Source organism: Nocardioides sp. QY071, assembly GCF_029961765.1.
Classification (GTDB): domain Bacteria; phylum Actinomycetota; class Actinomycetes; order Propionibacteriales; family Nocardioidaceae; genus Nocardioides.
In genome coordinates, this window is the sequence record NZ_CP124681.1 from 1224773 (window position 1) to 1250021 (window position 25249).

24 protein-coding genes are annotated in these 25249 nt (G+C 72.6%); 11 read left to right on the forward strand and 13 right to left on the reverse strand.

The window, feature by feature from the left end; translation table 11 throughout:
• Positions 1-52: 52 nt before the first annotated feature.
• Together QI633_RS05750 and QI633_RS05755 are read right to left on the reverse strand one after the other, a co-directional pair.
• Positions 53-454: a VOC family protein gene (locus tag QI633_RS05750; RefSeq protein WP_141800014.1), complete on the reverse strand. Its 402-nt coding sequence runs from the start codon at positions 452-454 to the stop codon at positions 53-55.
• A gap of 59 nt (positions 455-513) precedes the next feature.
• A complete protein-coding gene (locus QI633_RS05755) occupies positions 514-1260 on the reverse strand; it encodes a YafY family protein (protein ID WP_282428384.1) in 747 nt (248 codons plus the stop codon).
• A gap of 124 nt (positions 1261-1384) precedes the next feature.
• Here QI633_RS05755 and QI633_RS05760 point away from each other — a divergent pair, with 124 nt between their 5' ends.
• From QI633_RS05760 to QI633_RS05775, 4 genes are read left to right on the forward strand one after another with little or no spacing between them, the layout of a single operon-like run.
• A complete protein-coding gene (locus QI633_RS05760) occupies positions 1385-1879 on the forward strand; it encodes a (2Fe-2S)-binding protein (RefSeq protein ID WP_141800012.1) in 495 nt (164 codons plus the stop codon).
• Positions 1876-4329, forward strand: coding sequence for a xanthine dehydrogenase family protein molybdopterin-binding subunit (locus QI633_RS05765; protein ID WP_141800011.1), 2454 nt, complete (start codon positions 1876-1878; stop codon positions 4327-4329). Before QI633_RS05760 ends, QI633_RS05765 begins: the two co-directional genes overlap by 4 nt.
• Complete coding sequence (locus QI633_RS05770) at positions 4326-5183, forward strand: xanthine dehydrogenase family protein subunit M (RefSeq protein WP_282428385.1); 858 nt, start codon at positions 4326-4328, stop codon at positions 5181-5183. The genes QI633_RS05765 and QI633_RS05770 overlap by 4 nt, the downstream gene beginning before the upstream one ends.
• A gap of 2 nt (positions 5184-5185) precedes the next feature.
• Positions 5186-5947 carry an SRPBCC family protein gene (locus tag QI633_RS05775; protein WP_282428386.1) on the forward strand — a complete coding sequence of 254 codons (762 nt, stop codon included), beginning with the start codon at positions 5186-5188 and terminating at the stop codon, positions 5945-5947.
• 198 nt (positions 5948-6145) lie between these two features.
• On the opposite strand, the gene QI633_RS05780 is transcribed toward QI633_RS05775, so the two are convergent.
• The 9 genes from QI633_RS05780 to vapB are packed head-to-tail and all read right to left on the reverse strand — an operon-like array spanning position 6146 to position 12765.
• The gene (locus tag QI633_RS05780) at positions 6146-6853 is read right to left on the reverse strand and encodes a hypothetical protein (protein ID WP_282428387.1); all 708 of its coding nucleotides are present in this window, start codon (positions 6851-6853) and stop codon (positions 6146-6148) included.
• On the reverse strand, positions 6850-7776 hold the full coding sequence (locus QI633_RS05785; protein ID WP_282428388.1) for a VWA domain-containing protein: 927 nt from the start codon (positions 7774-7776) through the stop codon (positions 6850-6852). The genes QI633_RS05780 and QI633_RS05785 overlap by 4 nt, the downstream gene beginning before the upstream one ends.
• Positions 7773-8825: a VWA domain-containing protein gene (locus tag QI633_RS05790; protein WP_282428389.1), complete on the reverse strand. Its 1053-nt coding sequence runs from the start codon at positions 8823-8825 to the stop codon at positions 7773-7775. The genes QI633_RS05785 and QI633_RS05790 overlap by 4 nt, the downstream gene beginning before the upstream one ends.
• Complete coding sequence (locus QI633_RS05795) at positions 8825-9340, reverse strand: hypothetical protein (protein WP_282428390.1); 516 nt, start codon at positions 9338-9340, stop codon at positions 8825-8827. The genes QI633_RS05790 and QI633_RS05795 overlap by 1 nt, the downstream gene beginning before the upstream one ends.
• Positions 9324-10214, reverse strand: coding sequence for a DUF58 domain-containing protein (locus QI633_RS05800; RefSeq protein ID WP_141800004.1), 891 nt, complete (start codon positions 10212-10214; stop codon positions 9324-9326). Before QI633_RS05800 ends, QI633_RS05795 begins: the two co-directional genes overlap by 17 nt.
• Positions 10215-10221: 7 nt before the next feature.
• A complete protein-coding gene (locus tag QI633_RS05805; RefSeq protein ID WP_141800003.1) occupies positions 10222-11262 on the reverse strand; it encodes a MoxR family ATPase in 1041 nt (346 codons plus the stop codon).
• Between the two features lie 30 nt (positions 11263-11292).
• The gene (locus QI633_RS05810) at positions 11293-12108 is read right to left on the reverse strand and encodes an RDD family protein (protein WP_141800002.1); all 816 of its coding nucleotides are present in this window, start codon (positions 12106-12108) and stop codon (positions 11293-11295) included.
• A 25-nt stretch (positions 12109-12133) separates the two neighbouring features.
• A complete protein-coding gene (locus QI633_RS05815) occupies positions 12134-12535 on the reverse strand; it encodes a PIN domain-containing protein (RefSeq protein ID WP_282428391.1) in 402 nt (133 codons plus the stop codon).
• Positions 12532-12765, reverse strand: a complete 234-nt coding sequence (gene vapB / locus QI633_RS05820; RefSeq protein ID WP_141800000.1) for a type II toxin-antitoxin system VapB family antitoxin — start codon at positions 12763-12765, stop codon at positions 12532-12534. The genes QI633_RS05815 and vapB overlap by 4 nt, the downstream gene beginning before the upstream one ends.
• A gap of 59 nt (positions 12766-12824) precedes the next feature.
• Between vapB and QI633_RS05825 the strand changes: the two genes are divergently transcribed.
• The 7 genes from QI633_RS05825 (at position 12825) to hemQ (ending at position 21165) form a co-directional block, all read left to right on the forward strand.
• A complete protein-coding gene (locus QI633_RS05825) occupies positions 12825-13829 on the forward strand; it encodes a stage II sporulation protein M (protein ID WP_282428392.1) in 1005 nt (334 codons plus the stop codon).
• Positions 13830-14084: 255 nt separating this feature from the next.
• Entirely contained in the window at positions 14085-15509 is a 1425-nt protein-coding gene (locus QI633_RS05830) for a DUF222 domain-containing protein (RefSeq protein ID WP_282428393.1), read from the forward strand.
• A gap of 12 nt (positions 15510-15521) precedes the next feature.
• Positions 15522-16862 carry an FAD-dependent oxidoreductase gene (locus QI633_RS05835; RefSeq protein ID WP_282428394.1) on the forward strand — a complete coding sequence of 447 codons (1341 nt, stop codon included), beginning with the start codon at positions 15522-15524 and terminating at the stop codon, positions 16860-16862.
• Positions 16863-16923: 61 nt separating this feature from the next.
• On the forward strand, positions 16924-17637 hold the full coding sequence (locus QI633_RS05840; RefSeq protein ID WP_282428395.1) for a hypothetical protein: 714 nt from the start codon (positions 16924-16926) through the stop codon (positions 17635-17637).
• Between the two features lie 59 nt (positions 17638-17696).
• The gene (locus QI633_RS05845) at positions 17697-19748 is read left to right on the forward strand and encodes a sensor histidine kinase (protein ID WP_282428396.1); all 2052 of its coding nucleotides are present in this window, start codon (positions 17697-17699) and stop codon (positions 19746-19748) included.
• Entirely contained in the window at positions 19745-20413 is a 669-nt protein-coding gene (locus QI633_RS05850) for a response regulator transcription factor (protein WP_282428397.1), read from the forward strand. The genes QI633_RS05845 and QI633_RS05850 overlap by 4 nt, the downstream gene beginning before the upstream one ends.
• 20 nt (positions 20414-20433) lie before the next feature.
• Positions 20434-21165 carry a hydrogen peroxide-dependent heme synthase gene (hemQ, locus tag QI633_RS05855; RefSeq protein WP_141799994.1) on the forward strand — a complete coding sequence of 244 codons (732 nt, stop codon included), beginning with the start codon at positions 20434-20436 and terminating at the stop codon, positions 21163-21165.
• Here hemQ and QI633_RS05860 read toward each other — a convergent pair.
• A complete protein-coding gene (locus tag QI633_RS05860) occupies positions 21114-21818 on the reverse strand; it encodes a DUF998 domain-containing protein (RefSeq protein ID WP_160158325.1) in 705 nt (234 codons plus the stop codon). The two genes, hemQ and QI633_RS05860, sit on opposite strands and share 52 nt — an antisense overlap.
• Positions 21815-25090 (reverse strand): bifunctional lysylphosphatidylglycerol synthetase/lysine--tRNA ligase LysX, encoded by a 3276-nt coding sequence (lysX, locus tag QI633_RS05865; RefSeq protein ID WP_222117899.1) that lies wholly within the window; start codon positions 25088-25090, stop codon positions 21815-21817. The genes QI633_RS05860 and lysX overlap by 4 nt, the downstream gene beginning before the upstream one ends.
• Positions 25091-25249 lie beyond the last annotated feature (159 nt).

The window sequence follows — 25249 nt, forward strand, 5'->3', positions numbered from 1 at the left end:
CCGGGGACGAGAAGGGCCCGACCGCCGCGTGCGGTCGGGCCCTTCGCCGTCCTCAGGGGGCAGCGGGGGAGAAGACGCTGATCTGCTGCCCGGCCGGGTCGCGCAGGTAGGCGAACGCCGGAACACCCGGACCGACGTCGAGGTGCTGGCTGACCACGGTCCCGCCGAGCTCCTCGGCCGCGCGGCAGGTGGCGGCGACGTCGGCGACCATCACGCTGAACACGGCGTGCGGCGGGAACCGGCCGGCCGTGCCGAACAGCCCGCCGATCGGGGCGCCTCCCGCCGGACCCGTGACCAGCCGGTAGTCGAGCCCCCCGGCCCGGGAGGCCTCGTCGGCGCTGAACGTCCAGGCGAACAGGCCGCCGTAGAAGCGCTCGGCGGCGGCCGGGTCGTCGGTCGCGACCTCGAACCAGGGGACGGTGCCGGGGGTGGGTGCTGCTGCGGTCTCGCTCATCGGTGTCTCCTCCGTGGATGGGTGGGTGCTGACCACGCTCGCAGCGGTTCGCGACAGCCCTATGTCGGTGTTTCCGTGGCCATCGCGAGAATCTTCTCCGGACGCAGCGCGGTCTCCGGACGGGCGATGAGCTGCCCGGGAACCTCGGGCTCGATCGGGCGGCGCGGGCCGCGGGGGAGCGCGGCGACCCGCTCGGCGCGGGTGATCCGGTCCATCCGGAACACCCGGTCGTCCTCGCGCAGCCGGCACCACGCGGTGAGGTACGACCCGCGCGGCCCCACCACCACGTGCTGCGGCTCGACGTCGCGATCGGACTCGACCTGGTCGACGTCGACGTACCCGATCCGCAGCACCTGGTTGCGGCGTACGGCCTGCCAGATGGTCTCGGCGACGTCGGCGTCGGGCGCGGCGCCGACCGGGACGACCAGGCGCACCTTGGCCGCGGCGGTGCGCGCCTCGTCGAGGGCCGCGCGCGGCATCGCTGCGACGATCTTCTGCAGCGCCGAGCGGGCGTCGCGCGCGAACAGGACGTGCGCGCTGCTGCTCAGCGCCACCGCGACCGCCGTCGCCTCGCGCGGGGTGAAGTTGAGCGGCGGCAGCGTCATCGACGGGTCCAGGCTGTAGCCACCCGTGCGTCCCTGCCTGGTCGCGATCGGTACGCCGGCCTGGCCGATCGCGCTCAGGTCGCGCTCGATCGTGCGCACGCTGACCTCGAAGTGCGCGGCGAGCTGGGTGGCCGTCCGCCCGCGCGGACCGGCGGCGCGCAGCTCCTCGACCAGGGCGTAGAGACGGTCCGTGCGGTTCATGTCGGCAGGCTAGGCCCGAGCATCGACACCCTTCGGTACGACGACCGCCCGCCACCAACCCGGCACCAACCACCCCTCCCTAGCGTGAGCCGGGTCACAGGTCCCGCACGCTCAAGGGAGAGTCATGACCCGGATCAGCCTCACCGTCGACGGCCAGCAGGTGGCCGACGACGTCGAACCCCGCCTCCTCCTCGTGCAGTACCTGCGCGAGAAGCTCGGCAAGACCGGCACCGTGGTCGGTTGCGACACCAGCAACTGCGGCGCCTGCACGGTCCACCTCGACGGCAGGAGCGTGAAGTCCTGCAACGTGCTGGCCGTCCAGGCCGACGGGGCCACGGTCACCACGATCGAGGGGCTGGCCGGCGACGACGGCACGCTGCACCCGGTGCAGGAGGCCTTCCGCGAGTGCCACGGCCTGCAGTGCGGGTTCTGCACGCCCGGCATGATCATGCAGACCGTCGACCTGCTGGCGGAGAACCCCAGCCCGTCGGAGGAGGCGATCCGCCTCGGCCTCGAGGGCAACCTGTGCCGCTGCACCGGCTACCACAACATCGTCCGGGCGGTGCAGCACGCCGCCGGCACGACGAGCGCGTCGAGCGGGAGCGAGGCGAAGGCATGACCGCCACCCAGGAGCCCACCCAGGGCGAGATCGGCCGCGACCGCCGCCGCAAGGAGGACCAGCGCCTCATCACCGGCCGCACCCGCTGGACCGACAACATCACGCTGCCGGGCATGCTGCACCTCGCGATGGTGCGCAGCCCGTTCCCGCACGCCCGGATCACCTCGATCGAGACGGCCGAGGCGAAGGCGAGCCCCAACGTGGTCGCCGTGCTCACCGGCGCCGACCTCGGCGAGGGCCAGGGGGCGTGCATCAACGCGTGGCCCGTCGTACCCGACCAGGTGACGCCGGCCCACCTGCCGATGCCGACCGACCGGGTCGCCTTCGCCGGCGAGACGGTGGCCGTCGTGGTCGCCCGCAGCGCCGCCGAGGCCCGGGACGCCGCCGAGCTGGTCGAGGTCGACTACGAGGAGCTCCCGGCCGCGCTCGACCTCAAGGAGTCGGCCGCGGCCCACACCGACGGCGGGGTGCTCGCGCATCCCGACCTCGGCACCAACGTGAGCGCCGTGTGGCGCTTCGACTCGGCCGAGGCCGGCACCGGCGGCGACGTCGAGCAGGCCATCGCCGAGGCTCGCGAGAACGGGATCGTGATCGAGCGGGAGTACCGCCAGCAGCGGCTGATCCCCGCGTTCATGGAGCCGCGCAGCGTCGTCGTCGACCCGACCGGCGAGCAGATCACCGTCTGGTCGGCGACCCAGGTGCCCCACATCCTGCGCTTCGCGATCGCGGCCACGACCGGCGTGCCCGAGTCGAAGATCCGGGTGATCGCGCCCGACGTGGGCGGCGGCTTCGGCGGCAAGCTGCAGCAGACGCCGGAGGAGATGATCGCCTTCGCGGTGGCCCGCAAGCTCGGCAAGCCGGTGAAGTTCACCGAGACCCGCAGCGAGTCCCTGCTCACCGCCCACCACGGCCGCGACCAGTGGCAGCGGCTCACGCTCGCCGCCACGAAGGACGGCCACGTCACCGGCCTCAAGGTCGACCTGCTCGCCGACCTGGGTGCCTACGTCGCCATCGTCGGCGGCGGCGTACCGGTGCTCGGCGCGTTCATGTTCAACGCGATCTACAAGTTCCCGGCCTACCAGTTCCAGACCACCAACGTCCTCACCAACAAGACCTGGACCGACGCCTACCGCGGCGCCGGCCGGCCCGAGGCCACGTTCGCGATCGAGCGGCTGATGGACGAGCTCGCCAACGAGCTCGGCAAGGACCCGCTCGAGGTCCGGGAGATGAACTGGATCAAGCACGAGGAGTTCCCGTTCACCACGGTGGCCGGGCTCGAGTACGACTCCGGCAACTACGAGGCCGCCACCGCGCGCGCCAAGGAGATGTTCGGCTACGACGAGCTGCGCGCCGAGCAGGCCGAGCGCCGCGCCCGCGGCGACCGGGTCCAGCTCGGGCTCGGTGTCTCGACCTTCACCGAGATGTGCGGCCTCGCCCCGTCCCGGGTGCTCGGCAGCCTCAACTACGGCGCCGGCGGCTGGGAGCACGCCGAGGTCCGGATGCTCGCGACCGGCAAGGTCGAGGTCGTGACCGGGGCGTCCGCCCACGGGCAGGGTCACGAGACGGCGTTCAGCCAGATCGTGGCCGACCGGCTCGGCGTACCGTTCGAGGACGTCGAGGTCCTGCACGGCGACACCCAGATCTCCCACAAGGGCCTGGACACCTACGGGTCCCGCAGCCTGGTCGTCGGCGGCGAGGCCCTGGTGCGGGCGGTCGACAAGGTGATCGAGAAGGCGCGGCCCGTCGCGGCCCACCTGCTCGAGGCCTCCGCCGACGACCTCGAGTTCAGCGACGGCCGGTTCACCGTCCGCGGGACCGACCAGGGGATGGCGATCACCGAGATCGCGACCGCCGTCTTCGCCGCGCACAACCTCCCCGACGGTGTCGAGGCGTCGATCGACTCCGAGGCGACGTACGACCCCGTCAACTTCAACTACCCGCACGGGACCCACCTGTGTGCGGTGGAGATCGACACCGAGACGGGGCAGGTCCAGCTGCGCAAGTACGCCTGCTGCGACGACATCGGCAACGTCATCAACCCGCTCATCGTGTCCGGCCAGGTCCACGGCGGACTGGTCCAGGGCATCGCCCAGGCGCTGTGGGAGGAGGCGGTCTACGACGACAACGGCACCCTGGTGACCGGGTCGTTCGTCGACTACCTGCTGCCCACCGCGGCCGACACGATCAGCTTCGAGCTCGACCACACCACCTCGCCGGCGACGACCAACTCGCTCGGCACCAAGGGGGTCGGCGAGGCCGGCACGATCGCGTCCACCCCGGCGGTGGTGAACGCGGTCGTCGACGCGCTGCGCCCCTACGGCGTCCACGACGTCGCGATGCCCTGCACGCCGGAACGCGTCTGGCGAGCGATCAACGGCGGTGGGTCCGGGGGAGAGACGACCGAGGCCGCCGCACCCCACTTCGACGAGTCGGAAGGAGCAGCCCAGTGATCCCCGCAGCCTTCGAGTACGTCGCCCCGGCCTCGGTCGAGGAGGCCCTGGCCGCGCTCGCCGAGCACGGCGACGACGCCAAGATCATCGCCGGCGGGCAGAGCCTGCTGCCCGTGCTCCGGATGCGCCTCAACGCGCCGGAGTGGGTGATCGACCTAGGCCGGATCGCGTCGCTGCGCGGCATCCGCGACGGGGGAGACCACCTCGCGATCGGCGCGATGACCACCCACCACGACGTCGGCCAGGACCCGCTCGTGCACGAGCACGCCCTGCTGGTCAGCAAGGCGATCACGCACCTCGCCGACGCGCAGGTGCGGCACCGCGGGACCTTCGGCGGCGCTCTCGCCCACGCCGACCCGGCCGGCGACCTCGGCGCGCCGGCGTTGGCGCTGGGATCCACCTTCGTGGTCCAGGGGCCCGGTGGCACTCGCGAGATCGCGGCCGACGACTTCTTCGTCGACCTCTTCGAGACGGCGATCTCCGACGACGAGATCCTGACCGAGGTCCGGGTGCCGAAGCACGACGGCTGGGGCGCGGCGTACGAGAAGTTCGTGCGGATCGCCCACCAGTGGCCGATCGTCGCGGTCGCGGCGACGGTGCGGATGGAGGGCGACACGATCGCGGAGGCACGGATCGGCCTGACCAACATGGGCTCCACGCCCGTGCGGGCCCGCGCCGCGGAGGCCGCGCTGGCCGGCGTACCCGCGACGGAGGAGGGCGTCGCCGCCGCGGCCGCGCTCGCCGCCGAGGGCACCAACCCGCCGAGCGACCTCAACGGCGACGCCGACTACCGGCGCCACCTCGCGACCGTGCTCACCCGACAGGCCGTCCTCGCCGCAGCCGGGAGGGGCTGACCTTGGACCTCAGCCACTCCTTCAGCGTCCCCACGTCTCTCGACGCGACCTGGGCGCACTTCCAGGACATCGGCGCCCTCGCCGAGTGCTTCCCGGGCGCCCAGGTCACCTCCGTCGGCACCGACGACGACGGGGCACCGACCTTCGAGGGGACCTGCAAGGTCAAGCTCGGCCCGATCGCGCTGGTGTACGCCGGATCCGGCAAGTTCGTCGAGCGCGACGAGGCCGGGCACCGGTTCGTCGTGGAGGCGAAGGGCCGCGACAAGCGCGGCAACGGTACGGCGGGCGCCACCGTCACGGTGACCATGGCCGCCGGCTCCGGCGAGGCCACCCAGGTCGACGTCGTCACCGACCTCGCCATCACCGGCAAGCCGGCCCAGTTCGGGCGCGGCGTGATGCAGGACGTCTCCGACAAGCTGCTCGGCCAGTTCGTGTCCTGCCTCGAGCAGCGCCTCGCGGCCGAGGCGGCGCCGCCCACGGCAGCCGCTCCGGCGGCTGAGGAACCTACCGACACCGCGGCCGCCGGGAACCATCCCGAGCCGGCGGCCGCGGCACCCACCGCACCCCATGCGAATTCGTCGTCGGATGCGCCGAGACACAGCCAGAACGCATGGGGTGCCGCACCAGGTCCGGCCGAGGACGACGCCCTCGACCTCGGTTCGGCGGTGCTGCCGATCCTGCTCAAGACCTACGGCAAGCAGATCGGTGCGGTCCTCGCCGTGCTGGTCGCGATCGCGTTGCTGAGGCGGCGTCGCCGGCGCTGACCGAAGGTCGAGGAGGTCGCGCAGCGACCGTCACGAGACCAGGCGAGTTGCTGTCGCAACTGTCGATGCACAGTGCCGGCAGCACCTCACCTGGTCTCGAGACGCGCCACGACCTCGCTTGCTCCGCGGCGCGAGCTCGCCGGCGCTCCTCGACCTTCGGCCGCTGACCGCGGCTTCGTTCCTCAGCCGCGGGCGGCCTCACCACGCGTCGGGCTTGGTGTAGTCCTCGTCGTCGTAGAGGTCCTGGTCCTCGTGGCGCTGGTCGGCGCCGCGGTCGTTCTGCTCCTGCAGCCGGTCGCGGCGCGGGTCGGACTCACCGGGGTCGCCGGGCGGCTGCTCCTGGGGCGGCTGCTGGCCCTGGGGGTCCTGCGGCTCCTGCTGCTGGCTCTGATCCAGCTTCTGCCGCAGTCGCTCGTCGACCGCGCCGGCGTCGGCGCTCTGCTCCTTGCCACGCCCGGAGTCCTGGGGGCACTTGCCGGCGGCCAGGACGTCGATGCCGGCCTGGTACGCCTTCCGCGCGTCCTCGCTCGCCCCGGACTCGGCGGCGGCGTCGCCGACGGCCTCGTGGGCCAGCGCCAGGTTGATCCGCACGGTGCACTCCTCGCGGTGCGGCACGTCCTCCAGCGCTGCCTGGTAGGCGGCGATCGCCTCGGCGTACTTGCCCTGGGCGTGCTCGGCCGTGCCCTCGTCGAAGGCCGCGACCCACGACTCGAACCAGTTCAGCTTCCGGGTGCCGGCGAAGTCGGAGGCCGCGCCGTCGAGGTCGCCACGGTCGAACGCGTCGCGGCCCGACGCGTTGGCCTGCAGCATCAGCGTCACCTTGAGCGCGTACGCCGCGACCAGCAGCACCGGCACCAGCCCGGCCAGCAACAGCACCAGCCGCAGCCGACGGCGTGGGTTCGTCATCGCAGCGCTCCCTTCCGCGGGGCCAGCACGTGTCGCGACGCCCAGACCGCGCGCCAGCCGGCGTGCAGCTCGAGCAGCAGCAGCGCGAGCAGCAGGACTCCGGCCAGCCAGGTCAGGTCGTGCTTGGCGGGACGGTCGTGCCCGCCGGAGCCGTCGGAGTACGACGCCTTGAAAGACCGCGCGAGGTCGTCGAGGCCGCCCGGGCGGGTGCGGTGCTCGAACGGGACGCCGAGCTCGTCGGCGACCTTCTCGAGGTTGTCGAGGTCGGCGTGGGACTGAGCGGTGTCGCCGGTCGTGGAGTCCTGGACGAAGCCGAGGTCGCCGGTGAGGTCGTCGTCCTCCGGCATCGGGGCGCCCTGCGTGGTGCCGTAGCCGAGGACGGCACCACCGGCGATCTCGTCGGCCACGTCGGCGTACGACTCGTCGGTGCCCTCACTCGTCGTGTCCTCGCCGTCGCCCACGAACACCACGATCCGGCGCCGCTGGGGCGCCTGCTCGGCTGACCGCTCGAGCAGGTCCTTCAGCTCCGGCACCGGCCGGTCGGCGCGCGAGCCGATGCCGTCCTTGGGCTTCTCGAGGTAGAGCGTCTCGACGGCGGCGCCGAAGGCCGCGCTGTCGGAGGTGAGCGGAAGCACGACGCGGGCGTCGGTGCCGAAGGCGAGCATCCCGAACCGGGCGCCGGGCAGGGCCTCGGCGAGCGCGGTGAGGTCGGCCTTGGCGCCGGTGATGCGGGGCAGCTTGCCCTCGTAGTCGAGCGCCGCCATCGACCGGGTGCGGTCGATCACGACGATCACGTCGACGTCGGAGAGCTGGGTCGGGACCTCGGCGCGTCCGAAGCCCGGGCGCAGCATGATGACCACGAAGAGCAGCACGATCCCGATCCGGCGGGCGAGCACGAGCGCGGTCGACGTGGTGGCGCTCATCGGCGCTCACCGCCCCCGGCGCTCCGGTCGCGCAGCACCAGCACGCCCTGGACCGCCCACAGCACCACCAGCCCGGCGAGGCCGACCCCGACGATGACGGTGCCGAGGTGCGGGCGGTCGAGCACCTGCACCAGGGGCGGGCGCTTGATCGGCTTCGCGTCCAGGGCGGCGATCGCGTCGATGACCGCCTTGGCGCTGCCGTCGGCGCCGAGCATCGAGAAGGTGCCGCCGGTGCTGGTCACCGCGGTCTCGAACTGCTGGACCGCATCGGGCCGCTCGGCCGTCGCCGGCGCCGCGATGCCGTGGACGACGACCTTCTTCTCGCGTGCGTACGCCGCCGCGTCCGGCACGCTGAAGATGCCGGCGCCGATCGGCTCGTTGTCGGAGGCCAGCACGACCGCGCGGCTGCGGTCCTCGTCGTTGCGGTCGAAGCGCTGCACGCACGACGCCAGTCCGTCGCCCATCTGCGACTGGATGTCCCAGTCGAGAACGGTGCCGGCGGTGAAGACGGCGTACTCGTCGCTGTAGACGTCACCGGACGCGAACGCCTTCTCGGCCGCGTTGAGCTGCTCGAGCACGAACGTGTAGTCGTCGGTCAGCGGGAACACCGTGATCGCGGCCCCGCTCCAGATCGTCAGCCCGATCCGCTCGCCGCGGAGCCCGGAGATGATCGTGCGGAACTCGCGCAGCACCTCGGCGTCGACCTCCGCCATCGACCCGGACGCGTCCAGGCACAGCACGATGTCGCGGGTGCGGTCCTCCTGGCTCATCGTCTGGCGTTGCTGCAGCCGCCCGGCCAGCACCACCGCACCCGTGCACGCCACCAGGGCGGCCAGGGTCAGGCAGGCTCCGAAGGCCACCTGGCGTCGTACGAGCGCGTGGAAGCGAGGCAGGGACTGCAGCCGCGCGGCATGGGCGACGTACGACGCACCGGCGCGGCTCGGTCGCCGCCACGGGCGCAGCCACAGCACGAGCAGCAGCAGCACCAGGGCACCCAGCGCCAGCGCCAGCCACGGCCAGCGGAAGCCGGTGGTGTCGCTGTCCCACATCAGGCCGCGCTCCGGGTCGGGCTCCAGGTCGCCACCAGTCCGCGGGCGCGGTCGACGGCGGTCTCGAAGAGGTCGTGGGCGATGGCGTCGTCGGGCGCGAACTCGGGCGGGTAGACCAGCTCGAGCACCTCGACCAGCGCCACCGGCGCCCGGCCGCGGAAGTCGGCCAGCGCCATGGTCCGCGCGGGCAGCGTGGTGACTGCGGCGACGTAGTCGCGGACCACCTCGCTGAGCTGCTGGTGGCCGTCGCGCGCCGTGATCCTGCCCGCGACGACCTCGGCCTCGATCCGGTCGATCCGGGCGAGGTGCTGCTGGCGCACGTCGGGCAGGACGACGCCAGGGCGGGCCAGGGCGGGGCGTCGGGGCGCGCGGGTGAGCCACCACGCGAGCACGTAGTAGACGACCAGCGCGACGGCGAGCCCGACGGCGATCCACACCCACCGGTCGGCGTACCCGACCGGTCCGGTGAACTCCTCGGGCAGGTCCACGGCGAGCACCTCAACGCCGGCGCGCATGGCGGTGCCTCTCGAGGAGCCGGAAGACGGCGGTGATCGCGGTGTCGTGGTCGCGGACGAGCTCGTGGGCGATGCCGAGCTGGTCGAGGCGCCGCCGCATCCGCTGTCCCTCCTCGTCGACGAGGGCGGCGAACTCCGCGCGCAGCCGGGCGTCGCGACGCAGCCAGCCCGGGACCTCGGCGTCGGCGTCGATGTCGACGAGACGCCGGCCTGCCACCTCGCGCCGGGTCGGATCGAGGTCGCCGACGGTCAGGAACAGCACCTCGTGCTGCGCGGTCAGCCGGCGCAGCAGCATCGTGGACTCGTCGGAGAGGGTCACGTCGTCGGTGACGACGACGAGGATGGTGCGCCGGCGGATGGTGCGCACGACGTGGCGCAGCAGGCCGGGCAGGTCGCCGTGGGGCCCGTCGGGCGTGATCGCGTCGTGGACGGTGCCCAGCAGCCGCTCCAGGTGGAGCTCGCCGGCGCCCGGACGCTCGACGTGACGGCGCCGCTCGTCACCGTGGACCAGCGCGACCAGGTCGCCGTGCTGGACGGCGAGATAGCCGAGCACGCCGCTCACCAGGACGGCGAGCTCGCGCTTGGCGACCGCGGCGTCGTTGAGCGCCGCCATGCTGCGACCGGTGGAGACGCACAGCAGCACGGTGTGCTTGCGCTCGGCGACGTACCTCTTGACCAGGAGCTGCCGGCTGCGGGCCGACGCCTTCCAGTCGATGTCCTTCACGTCGTCGCCGCGGACGTACTCGCGCAGGTCGTTGAAGTCGATGCCGCGCCCGACGTGGACCGCGGCGTACTCGCCTTCGAGCAGGCCCCACACCTTGCGATGGGCATGAATGGCCAGCCGCGACTTGATCCGCGTCAGGTGGGCCGTCACTGCTTCCTCACGGGGTCGGCACCGCGCGGAAGACGGCGTCGATGACCGTCTCCGGGCGGACCCGGTCGGCGAGCGCCTCGAAGCTGAGGTGGAGGCGGTGGCGCAGCACACTGTGGCGCAGCTCGCGGACGTCCTCGGGGATGACGTAGTGGCGGCCCTGGACGACCGCCATCGCCCGCGCGGCCTGGAAGAACGCGATCGAGCCGCGCGGGCTCGCACCGATCTCGACGTAGTTGCCGAGCTCGGGGCCGAGCAGGCCGGTGACGTCGCGGGTCGCCCGCACCACGGCGGTGATGTAGCGGCGGATCGCCGGGTCGACGTACACCCGTCGCACCAGCTCCTGCAGCTGCGCGACCTCCTGCGGTGTGACCACGGCGGCGACGTCGGTCATGTGCTGGCCCAGGGTGCCGTCGTCGATCCGCTCGAGAACCATCAGCTCGTCGTCCTCGGTGGGGTAGTCGACGATCTCCTTGAGCAGGAACCGGTCCATCTGGGCGTGGGGGAGGACGTAGGTGCCCTCCTCCTCGATCGGGTTCTGCGTGGCCAGCACCATGAACGGGTCGGGCAGCGGGTGGATGGTCCCGGCGATCGACGTCTGCCGCTCCTGCATCGCCTCGAGCAGCGCCGACTGCGTCTTCGCGCTCGCCCGGTTGATCTCGTCGAGGAGCACGAAGTTGGCGTGCACCGGGCCGAGCTGGGTCTCGAACTCGTGCCGGCGCGGGTCGTAGACCTGCGTGCCGATGATGTCGCTGGGCAGCAGGTCGGGTGTGCACTGGATGCGGGCGAACCGGGCGCTGACCGCCTGGGCCAGCGTCGAGGCGGCCAGCGTCTTCGCCAGCCCGGGCACGCTCTCGAGCAGCACGTGGCCCTCGGAGAGCAGGGTGACCAGGAGCGCCGTACGGACCCGGTGCTGGCCGACGACCCGGCTCGAGAAGGCGTCGGACACCTTGCTGATCGCCTCGGTCGCGGCGCCCAGCTCGTCGACCGTGAGCGGGGTGCTCGGGTCGGCGGGAGTACGCCGGGTGCGGGACTCGTTGACCTGCGTCATGCCGCCCAACCTACCCAGCGGACCTCGGCGTCACCCCTCCTCGGTCAGCAGTCGCCGACGCAGCCGGTCGTCGCGCCGCAGCCGGGCCAGGTCACGCTCGCGGCGCTCGGCAACCACCGCCATCAGCACCAGCTCGGGCGGTGCTCCGGGAGGCGGGGGAGGGGCGACGTACGGCGACACGTCGGCCAGCAGTGCTCGCCCGACGCGGTCGCGGGAGACCGGGTCGAGCGTGGGGAGCCGGCCGAGGAACTGGCGCACGGCCAGCGCGGTCCCGGTCGGCAGCGCCGCGAGATCCGTCCTCCGGGCCCAGGCCGCGAGCTGCGGCGGCATCGGCGGCGGTGGGGCGAGCCGCAGCGGGACCCGCTCGCGCACGACGTACGTGCCGGCGGCGTAGTCACCCAGCCGCTTCCCACGGGTGCTGAGCATGATCGAGAAGAAAGCGGGAGCCCCGGAGAACGCGTAGATCTCGACGAACCCGATGAGTGCGCGCACCAGCGCGTGCTGGAAGCTGATCGGCCCGCCGTCGTCGCGGACCGTGCGCAGCCCGAGTGCCAGCTTGCCCACGGAGCGGCCGCGGGTCAGCGTCTCCAGCGCTGTCGGGATCACCAGGAACGTGACGACCGACGTGAGCACGATCCCCGCGCCGAGCAGCGCCTCGTCGTGGGCGACCGACGCACCGACCAGCAGCAGGATGTAGAGCAGGATCAGGGTCACGACCGTCACCAGCACGTCGATCAGCCCGCTCGCCATCCGCAGGCCGAGCGACGCGGCCGGGAGGTCGAGCGCCACGCCCTCGCCGGTGACCAGGTCGTCGGCGGTGACGGTGGCGAAGTCGGACGCCGTCATGCACAGAGCCTAGGACACGCCCTCCTCACCATCGCTCGACGCGCAGACCTTCGACGCGGTGGAACTCGCGCTCGTTGCGGGTCACCACGATCAGGCCCCGCGATCGGGCATGCCCGGCGATCATCACGTCGTAGGCGCCGATCGGAGTGCCGCGTCGGGCGAGGTCGGCACGGATGTCGCCGGCATGGGCGGCGGCGTCGGCGTCGAATTCGAGGAAGTCGACCGCCGCCGCGAGCTCGTCGACCGCTAGGGCGTTGCGGGCCGCCTCGGTGCTGCGGGCGGCGCCGAAGCGAAGCTCGAACAACGAGACGGCGGACGCAGCCGCCGGACCTGCGGCCCTCCATCGCTCGCGCAGCGGGAGATCGCGCTTGCGCAGCAGTTCGATGGCGACATCGGTGTCGATCAGGTGGCGATGGCGCGGGATCATGCCCAGACCCGCTCCTGCGGGACGGCCGGCTGCTCGCGACCGAAGTCGTCGCTGATCCGCAGCTCGCTGTCCCAGAAGGCGTCGACCCGGGAGCCTGCGGGTCGGATCACCCGAGTGTCGCCGACCACGTCGATCTCGACCTCGGAGACGGACTCGTCGAAGGCGACGGCCTTCGGGAGGCGTACGGCCTGGGTCCGGTTGGAGAGGAAGAGTCGGGTGATGACGGACATACATCGAGTATATACGTGGTTCGACCCGTCGGCCGCCGATCACCACCTAGGTTGTCCCCATGCCCCGCATCGACCTCGACGCGTACGTCGCCACCCACGCGGGGTCCTGGACGCGCCTGGACCAGCTGGTGCGCCAGCGCCACCGCACGGGCGCGGAGGCCGACGAGCTGGTGGATCGCTACCAGCAGGTCGCGACCCACCTGTCCGTCGTACGCACCTCGGCGCCCGACGGCGAGCTGGTGGCCCACCTGTCCTCGCTGCTGGGGCGGGCGCGGATCCCGATGCTGGCCTCGCGGGTGCCGAGCTGGCGGGGGTTCGCGGGGTTCTTCACCGAGAGGTTCCCGGCGGCGCTCTACCACCTGCGCTGGTGGTGGCTGGGCTGCCTGGCGGGCAACGTGGTGGTCACCGCGGTGATGATGATCTGGCTCGGCCAGCACCCGCAGGTGGAGCAGAACCTGCTCTCGCCGCAGGAGGTCGACCAGCTGGTCAACAGCGACTTCGAGAGCTACTACAGCGAGAACGCGGCCGGTGCGTTCGCGACCCACGTGTGGGTCAACAACGCTTGGGTGAGCGCTCTGTGCATCGCGCTCGGGATCCTCGGGCTGCCGGTGCTCTACCTGCTGTTCCAGAACGTCGCGAACCTTGCGATCGTCGGCTCGATCATGATCCGCCACGACCGCGGCGAGCTGTTCTGGGGGCTGATCCTCCCGCACGGCCTGCTCGAGCTCACCTGTGTCTTCGTGGCGGGCGGCGTGGGCCTGCGGCTGTTCTGGTCGTGGGTCGAGCCCGGGCAGCTCTCCCGTGCGCAGTCGCTCGCCCGGGCCGGGCGTACGTCGGTCACCGTCGCCCTCGGGCTGGCGGTGTGCCTGTTCGTCAGCGGCATCATCGAGGGCTTCGTGACGCCCTCGCCACTGCCGACGTGGGCCCGGATCGCGATCGGCGTGCTCGCCGAGGTGGTCTTCCTCGCCTACGTCTTCGTCGTCGGCCGGGCCGCGGCCTCCCGCGGCGTCACCGGCGACGTGTCGGCGTCGCTGCTGGAGGACCGGGTCGCGACCCAGGCCTGATCTCCCTGTCCGGTGGTTGAGGTGCGAGGAGCGCCAGCGATGAGCCTCGAAACCACCGGGGCCATTGCGCGAACTGTCCGCGGGCCTCGGGGTGCGTAGGTGGTTGCGTTCCGAAAGCGGCGACGACGAAGGTCGGGAGGTGGCTGGGTTCGGCGGTCGGGCGACGGTCCGCACGTGGTCGAAACACCCCTAGAAACAAGGGGAAAGTCCACAACATGGCTCGCCATTCGAACATATGTGCGATAGAATCGGCACATGACCTCGGACCTCTCCAACGCCACGCCGGAGCAGCTGCTCCACGCGGCCGAGGACAGTGTCCGGGAGGCCAGGCTTCTCGAGGTCCACAAGCTGGAGCTGCTGCTCGCCTGGGCCGACCTGCACTCCGGTGACCCGCAGGCCGAGCCCGGCGCCGTCCCGGTCCGGTACGGCGGACCGCGGCTCATCACCCTGGGTGGGGACGGGACCCCGGAGGTCGCCGACCTCGCACTGTTCGAGATGGCGATCGCCCGCCACGAGCACGTGCTCTCGACCCGCGGCGCCCTGGCCGACGCGTTCGACCTGCGCCACCGCCTCCCGCAGACCTGGGCCGGCGTCCGTGAGGGACGCTGCGAGGCGTGGGTGGTGCGTCGGGTCGCACGGATGTCCCGCACCCTCGACCGCCACCAGATCAGGATCGTGGATGAGGCCGTCGCTGCCGCGTTGGATCAGGCACCCAGCCGGATCCTCGCCATCGCGGAGGCCAAGGTGATCGAGGCCGACCCCGTTGCTCACCAGACCCGGGTCGAGAAGAACCAGCAGGACAAGGGCGTCTGGTATCCCAAGGCGCGTCCCGGGTCCCAGGTCGACGACGCCGACAACACGGCCGGCGTGGGAACGGTGTTCGCACGGCTCGACGAGGCCGACGCCCTCGCCCACCAGCACACGGTCGACGACCTCGCTGCCGCCCTCGCCGAGCACGCCGACGTCCCCGACAGTGCCGAACCACTGTCGATGGACCACTGGCGGGCCGAGGCGTTCGCGATGCTCGCCGACCCCGCCGCCGTCCTCGCGTTCCTGAACGGCATCGACGACACCCCGGGCACCTCGGAGGTCGAGGAGGTTGCGCAGCAACCGTCACGAGACCCCCGCCGGTCCGCGGAGGTCGTCGTGCACGTCTCCCTGACCGACACCGGCGCCCTCGGACCCGTTGCGCGGGTCGAGGGCCTCGGCCCTCGGCTCCTCACCCAGGTGAGCGACCTCCTGGGTCGCCACGCGGCGATCAGCGTGCAACCGGTGATCGATCTGCACACCGGACGGTCGGTCAACGGCTACGAGCACCCCACCGACGTCAAACAGCGCACCCAGCTGAGGACCGTCGGAGACCTGTTCCCCCACGCCACCGGCCTCTTCATCAGAAACGGCCGGGCACCGGACCACGACCACACCGTCGCCTACGACAAGCACGGACCACCCGGCCAGACCGGCGATCACAACGACACCCCGCTCACCCGGCACCACCACCGCGCGAAGACCCACCTCGGCTACACCGTCCTGCAGTTGGGCCCCGACAAGTGGATCTGGGGCACACCCCACGGCCTCTACCGCCTCGTCACCGGCGGCGGCACCCGACCCATCACCCAGGCGGAGTACCGCCTCCACGCCCAGCAGGCCCTGGCACTCTCTGCCGACTTCGCCGCCTGAGACAATGCGGCCATGAAGGCAGTCGTGGTGGGAGCCGGGATCGCCGGGCTGACCTCGGCCCGCGCGCTCGCCGAGGCCGGCAACGACGTGCTCGTCCTCGAGGCGACCGACCGGCCGGGCGGCAAGCTGCGCGCCGGTGAGGTCGCCGGCGTGAGGGTCGACGTCGGCGCCGAGGCGATGCTCCACCGCCGGCCCGAGGGCACCGCGCTCGCGGCCGCGCTCGGCCTACCGATCACCCATCCCACGGCGGCCACCTCCCGGGTCTGGACCCGCGACGCGCTGCGCCGCCTGCCGCGCACCGTGATGGGCGCGCCGCTCGACCTCGACGACCTCGCCGCGACCGGCATCCTGTCCGCCGACGGCCTCGACCGCGCCCGGCACCAGGCGGTGCCGCACCCCGACGGCGACGTCTCGGTGGGCGACCTCGTCGCCCACCGGTACGGCGACGAGGTGGTCGACCGGCTCGTCGAGCCCTTGCTCGGCGGGGTGTACGCCGGCCAGGCGCGCCGCATCTCCGCCCGCTCCGCGGCACCCCAGCTCCTCGACCTGCTCGCCCGCGACGAGGTCACCGCCCCGGCGCCGCCCACCGACGCGCTCCCGGTGTTCGCGAGCGTCGACGGTGGGATGTGGCGCCTGCCCGCGGCGCTCGAGGCGGATCTCCACGACCGGCCGAACGCCGAGGTCCGCTACGACACCCCGGTGACCGCGATCCGCCGTACCCCCACCGGCTTCGTGGTCACCACCTCCACCGGTGACGAGGCCGCCGGCCTGCTCGTGCTCGCCACGCCCGCGGCGCCGACCGCCCGCCTGCTCGCCGACCTCGCCCCCGGCGCTGCGACCGAGCTCGAGGAGATCGCCTACGCGAGCGTCGCCCTGGTCACCTTCGCCTTCCGCGGCGACGACCCCGGTGTCGCCGACGCGCTCGACACCGGCGCGTCCGGCTTCCTGGTCCCGCCCGTCGACGGCCGCCGGGTGAAGGCGTCGACCTTCTCCTTCGCCAAGTGGGACTGGGTGCGCGACGCGGGGGAGGGCCTGCTGGTCCTGCGCACCTCGCTCGGCCGGTTCGGCGAGGAGAGCACTCTCCAGGTCCCCGACGAGGGGCTGGTCCGCGCCTCGCTCGCCGACCTCGAGACAGCCACCGGTCTCACCGCGACCCCCGTCGACGCGGTCGTGCAGCGCTGGGGCGGCGGGCTGCCGCAGTACTGGGTCGGCCACGCCGACCGGGTCGCCCGCATCCGCGCCGCCGTCGCCGAGGTCCCCGGGCTCGCTCTGTGCGGGGCGGCGTACGACGGCGTCGGGATCCCGGCCACCATCGGCTCGGCCCAGCGTGCGGTCGCCGGCCTGCTCGCCTGACCCACCAGGTCTGCCCCGTTGTCCCTGTCCCGCGGGACACCGGGCCCGCGACGGTCCTGCCATGACAGCTCAGACCCACGTTCCCCCGACCGCACTCGACCACCCCGCGCCGCAGGACCAGCCGGCCGCGCGGCCCCCGACCCGCTGGGCCCTGGCGGGTCTCGGTGCCGGCCTCGCCGGCCTCGGCGTGATCGTCTCGTCCTCGATGGTGAACGCCGTCTACGACGAGAAGAACGCCGGCGACGCCGAGGCCATCTCCGAGGCGCTCGGCGACATGGTTCCGCAGATGCTCGCGTTCCATGTCTGCGCGATGATCGCCGCCGTCCTGATGATCCCGTTCGCTGCGGGCCTGTACCGCCGGCTCAAGGCGACCAGCCCGGCCGACAGCGTGCTCCCGCTGGTCGCGTTCTCGGGGGTGCTGATCACGGCGGTCGTGCTCATCCTGGGCTCCGGCCTCGACACCGAGTTCATCTTCGCCGCCGGCGACCCCGACATCGTCGTCCCCGAGGACGCCGCGATGTTCAACCACTGGATCGGCACCATCCCGTGGTGCTGGGGCCTGCTCGGCCTGTCCGGCATCACCCTGTTCGGCGTGGCCCGCCACGGCGGCGTACCGAAGTGGATCGGCCTCGTCGGCCTGGTCGGCGGCGGCCTGACCCTGCTGCTCGGCATCTCCCCGCTGCAGTACATGGCGGGCATGACCGGTCCGATCGGCCTGCTCGTCATCGCGCTCGGCTTCCTCGCCGGGGACAAGGCGTTCCGCGGTCGCTCGTGAAGCACACCAATTCGGCCGGTCCGCACCGTGGGGGTGCGGACCGGCTGCACAATGTGCCGGTGCAGGATCCGGCCGAGACCCGCCCGCGCGGCCCGCGGGCCGTCGCGGCGCTCGTCGTACCCGTCCTCTGCGTCGCGATGGTGCCGATCGCCTCCTGGCTCGACATGGGCGCGCCGACCTCAGGCCCCGGGTACGACGTCGCCGGCGGCCCGGGGTGGCCGTGGACGCTGATCGGTGCATTGCTCGGGGTGCTCGCCTCCGTCATCCTGGTGCGCGAGCCGCGGCAGCGGGTCGGCTGGGTGCTCGCGGGCTCCGGCCTCTTCTGGGCGCTCGACGGGCTGTCGCAGAGCTACATCCTGTCCGGCCTGCGGGAGACCGGCGCCTGGCCGGGGATGACCTTCGCGCTGTGGTTCCTCAACCGCTTCGGGTCCTACCTGACCTCGGTGACCGCGGTGCTGGTCATGATCTTCCCGACCGGGCGCTTCCTGCCCGGCCGTTGGGGCACGGCGTCCTGGGTCGCCACGGTCGCGATGGCGGTCAGCGGCCTGTGCTTCCTCGTCATCCCGGCCGAGGGCGACCGCGCGATCCCCGGCCTGCCGGCCGGCGTCGACGAGGACCCGACCTCGATCACCGCTCTCTCCGGTCACGGCGACCAGGTCGCGACGATCGGCCTCGCGCTCGGCGTCACCGGCTTCTTCTTCGCGCTGCTCACCGTGGTGGTGCGCTACCGCCGCTCCGCCGGCCTGGACCGCGACCGGATGCGCTGGCTGCTGTGGAGCGTCGTCGTGGTCGTCGCCGTCAGCGTCGGGACCCTGGCCTTCTCGGTGCCCGAGGGCGACTTCATCGGCGCCATCGTGGCCTCGGTCGTGCCGCCGATGGCGATGACGATCGCGATCGTCCGTCCGACGCTCGTGTCGATCCAGGACCTGCTCGCCCGCACCTCGGTGCTGGCCGCCGTGTTCGCCGTGCTCGTCGCCGCCGACGCGCTGGTGCTGGGGCTGTTCACGCTGCTCCTCGACGACGAGCTCACCCGGGCCCAGGTGGTCGGGGTGGTGCTCGTCGTCTGCGTCGTCCTCTACGGCCCGCTGCGCCAGCGGCTCTCCGCCGGCGTACGACGGGTGATGCTCGGCGAGCGCGGCAACCGGTACGACGCCGTGGCCGGCCTCGCCTCGACGCTGGAGAACACCGACGACACCGTCGAGCAGCTCGCCGCCGTCGCGCGCGCGGTGGCCTCCGCCTTCGCGGTCCCGTTCGTCAGCGTGGAGGTCGACCGCGGTCACGGGGAGCGGCTCGTGACGACCTTCGGCGAGCGCCCGGCCGAGGTCCGCACCCTCCCGATCACCTGGCGGGAGACGACCATCGGCCGTCTGGTCCTGCCGGCGAAGGGCCTGCGCAGCCGGCTCAGCGTGCGTGACGAGGAGCTGCTCGGCGACCTGGTCCGGCAGGCCGCCACCGCCGCCCGCACCAGCCAGCTCGCCGAGGAGGTCCAGCACAGCCGGGAGCGGCTGGTCACCGCCCGCGAGGAGGAGCGGCGCCGGATCCGCCGCGACCTGCACGACGGCTTCGGTCCCGCGCTGAGCGGCATCGTCTTCCAGCTCGAGGCCGCCCGGATGACCGTCGAGCGCGACCCGGCGCTGGCCCGCACCCAGCTCGAGACGGTCAGCTCCCAGGTGCAGGAGGTCGTCGCCGACGTGCGCCGCCTCGTGCACGACCTGCGTCCGCCCGCCCTCGACGACCGCGGGCTGGTCGGCGCCCTGCGCCAACAGGCCGAGCACCTCGCCGTACCCCTCGACGTGACGGCACCTGAGGACCTCCGGCTCCCGGCGGCGGTCGAGGTCGCGGCGTACCGGATCGCGGGGGAGGCGCTCACCAACGTCGCCCGCCACGCCGACGCGAACGGTGCCCGGCTGCTCCTCGAGACCGCCGACGACACCCTCGTGCTCGAGGTCGTCGACGACGGACGCGGCATCCCGGTCGACCGGGCGGCCGGCGTCGGGCTCGCCAGCCTGCGCGAGCGTGCCGCCGAGCTCGGCGGCACCACCACCATCTCCAGCCCTCCCGGCGGCGGCACCGTCGTCCGGGCCCGACTTCCCCTGAGGAGCCCCGCATGACCGGCTCGGCCAGCCCGATCAGGGTGGTCGTCGTCGACGACCACCAGATCGTCCGCGACGGACTCACCTCGCTGCTCGGCGCGCTCGACGGCATCGAGGTCGTCGGCTCCGCATCCGACGGCCGCGAGGCGCTGCACGTCGTCGAGGACAACGCGCCCGACCTGGTGGTCATGGACATCCAGATGCCGCATCTCGACGGCATCGAGGCGACCCGGTTCCTCACCGGCCGCAATCCCGCGCTGCGCGTGGTCATGCTGACCATGAACGAGGACGACGACACGGTGCTCAGCGCGATCCGGGCGGGTGCCTGCGGCTACCTGCTCAAGGGCGCCGGCGCCGACGAGGTGCAGCACGCCATCCGCTCGGCCGCCGCCGGCGGGATGGTGTTCGGCGCGAGCCTCGCGGCCAAGGTCGCCGGCTTCTTCGCCGGCGCGCGGCCGGCCCAGCAGGTCGAGGACGAGCCGTTCCCAGAGCTCAGCGACCGCGAGCGCGACGTGCTCCAGCGGATCGCCGCGGGCCGCTCCAACGACGAGATCGCGGCCGCCCTCTACGTCTCCAACAAGACCGTGCGCAACACGGTGTCGGCCATCTACGCCAAGCTGCACGCGACGGGGCGCGCCGACGCCATCGTCAAGGCACGGGAGGCGGGCTACGGCCGCGACTGAGGCCCCGGCAGAATGGGGGCATGTCGGACCAGGACCCCCAGGCGCACATCAAGACCAACGCCGCGAAGATCAACGAGCTCAACGACACCGTCCGCTTCACCATGTGGTCGGTGTTCCGGCTCGAGCGGACGCTCGGCGCCGACGACGTCGTCCGGAAGAACGAGACCGCCGAGCTCGAGGCGTTCCTCGCGGACCTCGCGGCCGAGGATGTCGTGGTCCGCGGCCTGTACGACGTCGCGGGGCTGCGCGCCGACGCCGACCTGATGATCTGGTGGCACGCCGCCGACAGCGACCGGCTGCAGGATGCCTACCACCGGCTGCGCCGTACCGCCTTCGGGTCGCGGCTCGCGCCGGTCTGGTCGCAGATGGCGCTGCACCGCCCGGCGGAGTTCAACCGCAGCCACCTGCCGGCGTTCCTCGCCGACGAGCGCGCCCACGCGTACGCCGCCGTCTACCCCTTCGTCCGCTCCTACGAGTGGTACCTCCTCGAGGACGCCGAGCGCCGCCGGCTGCTCGCCGAGCACGGCCAGATGGCCCGCGGCTACCCGGACGTGCGGGCCAACACGGTCCCGAGCTTCGCGCTCGGCGACTACGAGTGGATCCTCGCCTTCGAGGCCGACGACCTCACCCGGATCGTCGACCTGATGCGGCACCTGCGCGGCTCGGAGACGCGCCGCCACGTGCGCGAGGAGGTGCCGTTCTACACCGGACGTCGCGTCGAGGTCGCGGACCTGCTGGCCCGGCTGCCCTGATCCGGCAGGAGCAGCAGCCAGGTCGGCGCCGCGGCCAGCCACACCGCGGTGAGGGTCACGCCCAGCCGCTGGACCAGGCCGAGGAGGGCTGCGCTGCCGTTGAGCAGCAGGGTCGCGGTCAGCACGGCGTCGATGGCGCCGCAGAGCGCGGCGCCGAGTCCGACGGCGAGCAGCGTGAGCCGACGCCGGTCCGCGCCGTCGCGTCGTAGCGCAAGGCTGCAGGTGAGCAGCACGAGCAGGAAGGCGAGCGTCTCCAGGAAGCTGGAGACGCCGTGCGGCTCGCTCACCTTGGCCCACCACGCCGAGGTGCCGGGGTCGGGAAGCGCCGAGCCGAAGGTGTACGACGTCGACAGCGGCACCGCCGCCTCGACGACCGCGCACACCGCGAGCACCAGGAGCGGCGCCCAGACCGCGGCGGTGCGCCGGGTGAGGGCCCACGACAGCGCCGCTCCCGCGCCGAGCGCGACCCCGGCGACGATGTCGGCGATCCGGAACACCTGGTGGTACGGCTGGCCGACCGCGGAGAGCTCGCTGATGAAGCTGGTACGCAGGTCGGCATCGACGGGCACGACGAGCTGGAGCACCCAGTCGGCGTACCCGAGCCCGCCGACCACCAGCAGCACGACCGCCAGGGTGCGCAACCGTGTGGTCACCACGCGGTCTCCTCGGCGTCCGGGCGGACCAGGGGGAAGGTGACGGTGGTGCGGATCGGGTCGCCGGAGAGCAGCATGAGCAGCCGGTCGATGCCCATGCCGAGGCCGCCGGTCGGTGGCATCCCGACCTCCAGCGACTGGAGGAACAGCTCGTCGGCGACCATCGCCTCCGGGTCGCCGCCGGCCGCGAGCAGCGACTGCTGCTCGAGGCGGCGGCGCTGCTCGACCGGGTCGGTCAGCTCGCTGTACGCCGTGGCCAGCTCCATCCCGAGGACCACCAGATCCCAGCGCTCCGCGAGGGCCGGGTTGTCGTCGCGCGCCCGGGTCAGCGGGCACACCGAGGTCGGGAAGTCGGTGTAGAACGTCGGCGCCACGGTCGCCGGCTCGACGAGGGCCTCGTAGAGCTCGAGCACGATCTGGTCCGCGCTCAGCTCGGCCCCCGCCACGTCGTGGGCCGCGGCCAGCTCCCGGAGCTCGTCCGCCGGGGTCGCCCAGTCCACCGCTTCGCCGAGCGCCTCCGACACCGCGTCGTGCACCGTTCGGACCGTCCAGGTGCCGTCGATGACGAGTTCCTGCTCCCGACCGTCGGCGTCGCGGTGCACGAGGACTGGTCGGCCGTGCACGGCCGTGGCGGCGGCGGTCACGAGCTGCTGGCACAGGTCCCGCATCGTCGTGTAGTCGCCGTGGGCGTCGTACGCCTCGAGCGCGGTGAACTCGGGGTTGTGGGTGCGGTCGGCGCCCTCGTTGCGGAACACCCGGCCCATCTCGTAGACCCGCTCGACGCCGCCGACGCACAGCCGCTTGAGATAGAGCTCGGGCGCGATCCGCAGGGACAGGGGGAGGTCGTAGGCGTTGCTGTAGGTGGCGAACGGTCGGGCGTTGGCGCCGCCGTGGACGGTGTGGAGCACTGGCGTCTCGACCTCGAGGTAGTCCTGCTCGTGCAGGGTCTCGCGGATCCCGCGCAGCACCTGGGCCCGGCGGCGCAGGTGCTCGCGGGCGCCGTCGTTCATGGCGAGGTCGAGGTGGCGCTGGCGGACCCGGTACTCCGGCGCCATCGGGCCGTTCACATGTCCGGGCAGCGGGTGGAGACACTTCGCGAGCATCCGCCAAGACGTGGCGAGCACCGACCGCTCGCCACTGCGACTGGTGCCGACGGTGCCGTGCAGCTCGACGAGGTCGCCGAGGTCGCAGTCGCCGACGAAGACCTCGATGTCCGGTGCGAGGGAGTCGGCCTGCAGGACGCACTGCACGCAGCCGTGCCAGTCGCGCAGCTCCACGAACACGACGCCGCCGTGGTCGCGGATCGCGACCAAACGGCCGGCAACGCTCACCGCTGAGCCGTCGTCGGCCGCGAGCGCGGCCGCGGTCGAGGTCGGCCGCACCCCGGCCGCGGGATAGGGGGAGCGGCCGGCCGCGGCCATGGCCGACATCCGCTCCAGGCGGATCCGGACCTGCTCGGGACGGCGCCGGCCGCGGGCCCGCAGCTCCTGGTGCGCCTTCACCGCGGCCACGATCTCGTCGGCGCGGTCGGCCGACAGGTGCTCGGGCTCGAGCGGCCGCCGGGTCCGGATCCGCTCCGGGATGTCGATGAAGCCCTCGGCTATGCCCGCCGCGACTCCGACGCGAGGGATCATCCGCGCGTCGTCGTAGCAGAGGAACCGGGGGAACCACGCGGGCTCGTACTTCACGTTCGAGCGATAGAGCGCCTCGAGCTGCCACCAGCGCGACAGCACGAGCAGCACCCGCCGCCAGCCGCGCAGCAGCGGGCCCGCGCCGATCCGCCCGCCCTCCTCGAAGACGGAGCGCAGGACGGCGAAGTTCAGGGAGATCCGGGCCACCCGGTGCTCCGAGCCGTGCTCGGCGATGGCGCTCACCAGGAACTCGATCACGCCGTTGGGCCCGGCCGGGTCGCGACGCATCAGGTCGAGGGAGATGCCCGAGGTGCCCCACGGCACGAAGGACAGCAGAGCGAGCACCGAGCCGTCGGGAGCGAGGGCCTCGGCGAGCAGGCAGTCGCCGTCGGCCGGGTCGCCGAGCCGCCCGAGCGCCATCGAGAAGCCGCGCTCGGGCTCGTCGCCGCGCCAGGCGTCGGCGAGACGGCGTACCTGATCCATCTCCTCGGGCGGCACCTGGTGGTGGCGCCGGATCCGCACGGTCACGCCGTGGCGCCGGGCGCGTCGTACGGCGCGCTGGATCGCGGGCAGCCGTGGGCGGCGCTGGTTGAAGTCGGCGACCTCGATGATGGCCTCGTCGCCCAGCTGCAGGGCGGTCAGGCCGGCGCGCTCGTAGTGGTGGGCGGCGCGTTCGCTGGCCCCGAGCACCGCAGGCGACCACCCGTGTTCGCGGGCGAGCCGCTGCCAGCGGGCGATGGCGTCGGGCCACGACCCCATGTCGCCGATCGGGTCGCCGCTGGCCAGGCACACGCCGACCTCGACGCGGTGAAGTACGACGGCCCGGCCGTCCTCGGAGAAGACGGCTGCCTTGTCGCGCCGGCTGGCGAAGTAGCCGAGCGAGTCGTGGCGCCCGTACTCGTCGAGCAGGGAGCGAACCGCGCGCTCCTCGGAATCGGTCAGGGTCGCGCGCAACGCCTGGGACTGGAAGACGACGGCGAACGACCCGAGCAGCGAGACCCCGCCGAGGAACCCGATCAGGTCGCTGACCCAATCGTCGGGTCGGCCGTCGAAGGCACGCGGGCCGATCACGCCACCGGTGGCCCGGTTGAGCGACCAGAGCAGCCGTTGGTCGGCCGGCAGCGTGCCGTGGAAGAGATGGAGGAGAAGGAAGCCGAGGCCGATGCTCAGCATCAGGCAGGGCACCAGGACGGCGATCGCCTTGAGCATCGACCGCGACCTGACCCGGGTGTTGAAGCCGGTCCGGGCGAGCAGCACCACGACGAGGAGCAGGGTGGCGACCGCGACCGCGACATTGCTGCGGGGGCGGGCGGTGAACTCACCCAGGGCATCGATGAGGTTGATGACGAGGACGCCGACCAGGATCCGCCAGCCGGCGCGCTTGCCGGTGCTGAGCGCGCCGGCGAGCAGCGCGAGGAAGGTGGCATAGGCGAGGTTGGGCAGGATCAGCAGCACGTTCTCGCTGACGGCGGTCAACGGCTCCCGCAACCCGTGGCGCAGCGAGGGGATCAGGGCGGCGACGGCGCACAGCCCGGCCCACACGGCCACCACGGTCGCGCTCGCCGAGGGGACCCTGTGGACCAGCGCGGCGTGAGCGCCGGCCAGCCAGGACGGAGCGGCAGCTGCCGGAGCGCGGGACACGCCGGAACCCTACGACTCCTAGGGTTTCGTAGTCCGACTTGAAAAGTCTATCGACTTACTCCACTATGGAGGCATGACCAGCCTCCTCCCTGTCCTGCGCGGTGCCCACCGGCTCCCCGGGTCGTGTTGTCGCTGCTGTTGATCCCCACCCCGATCCAG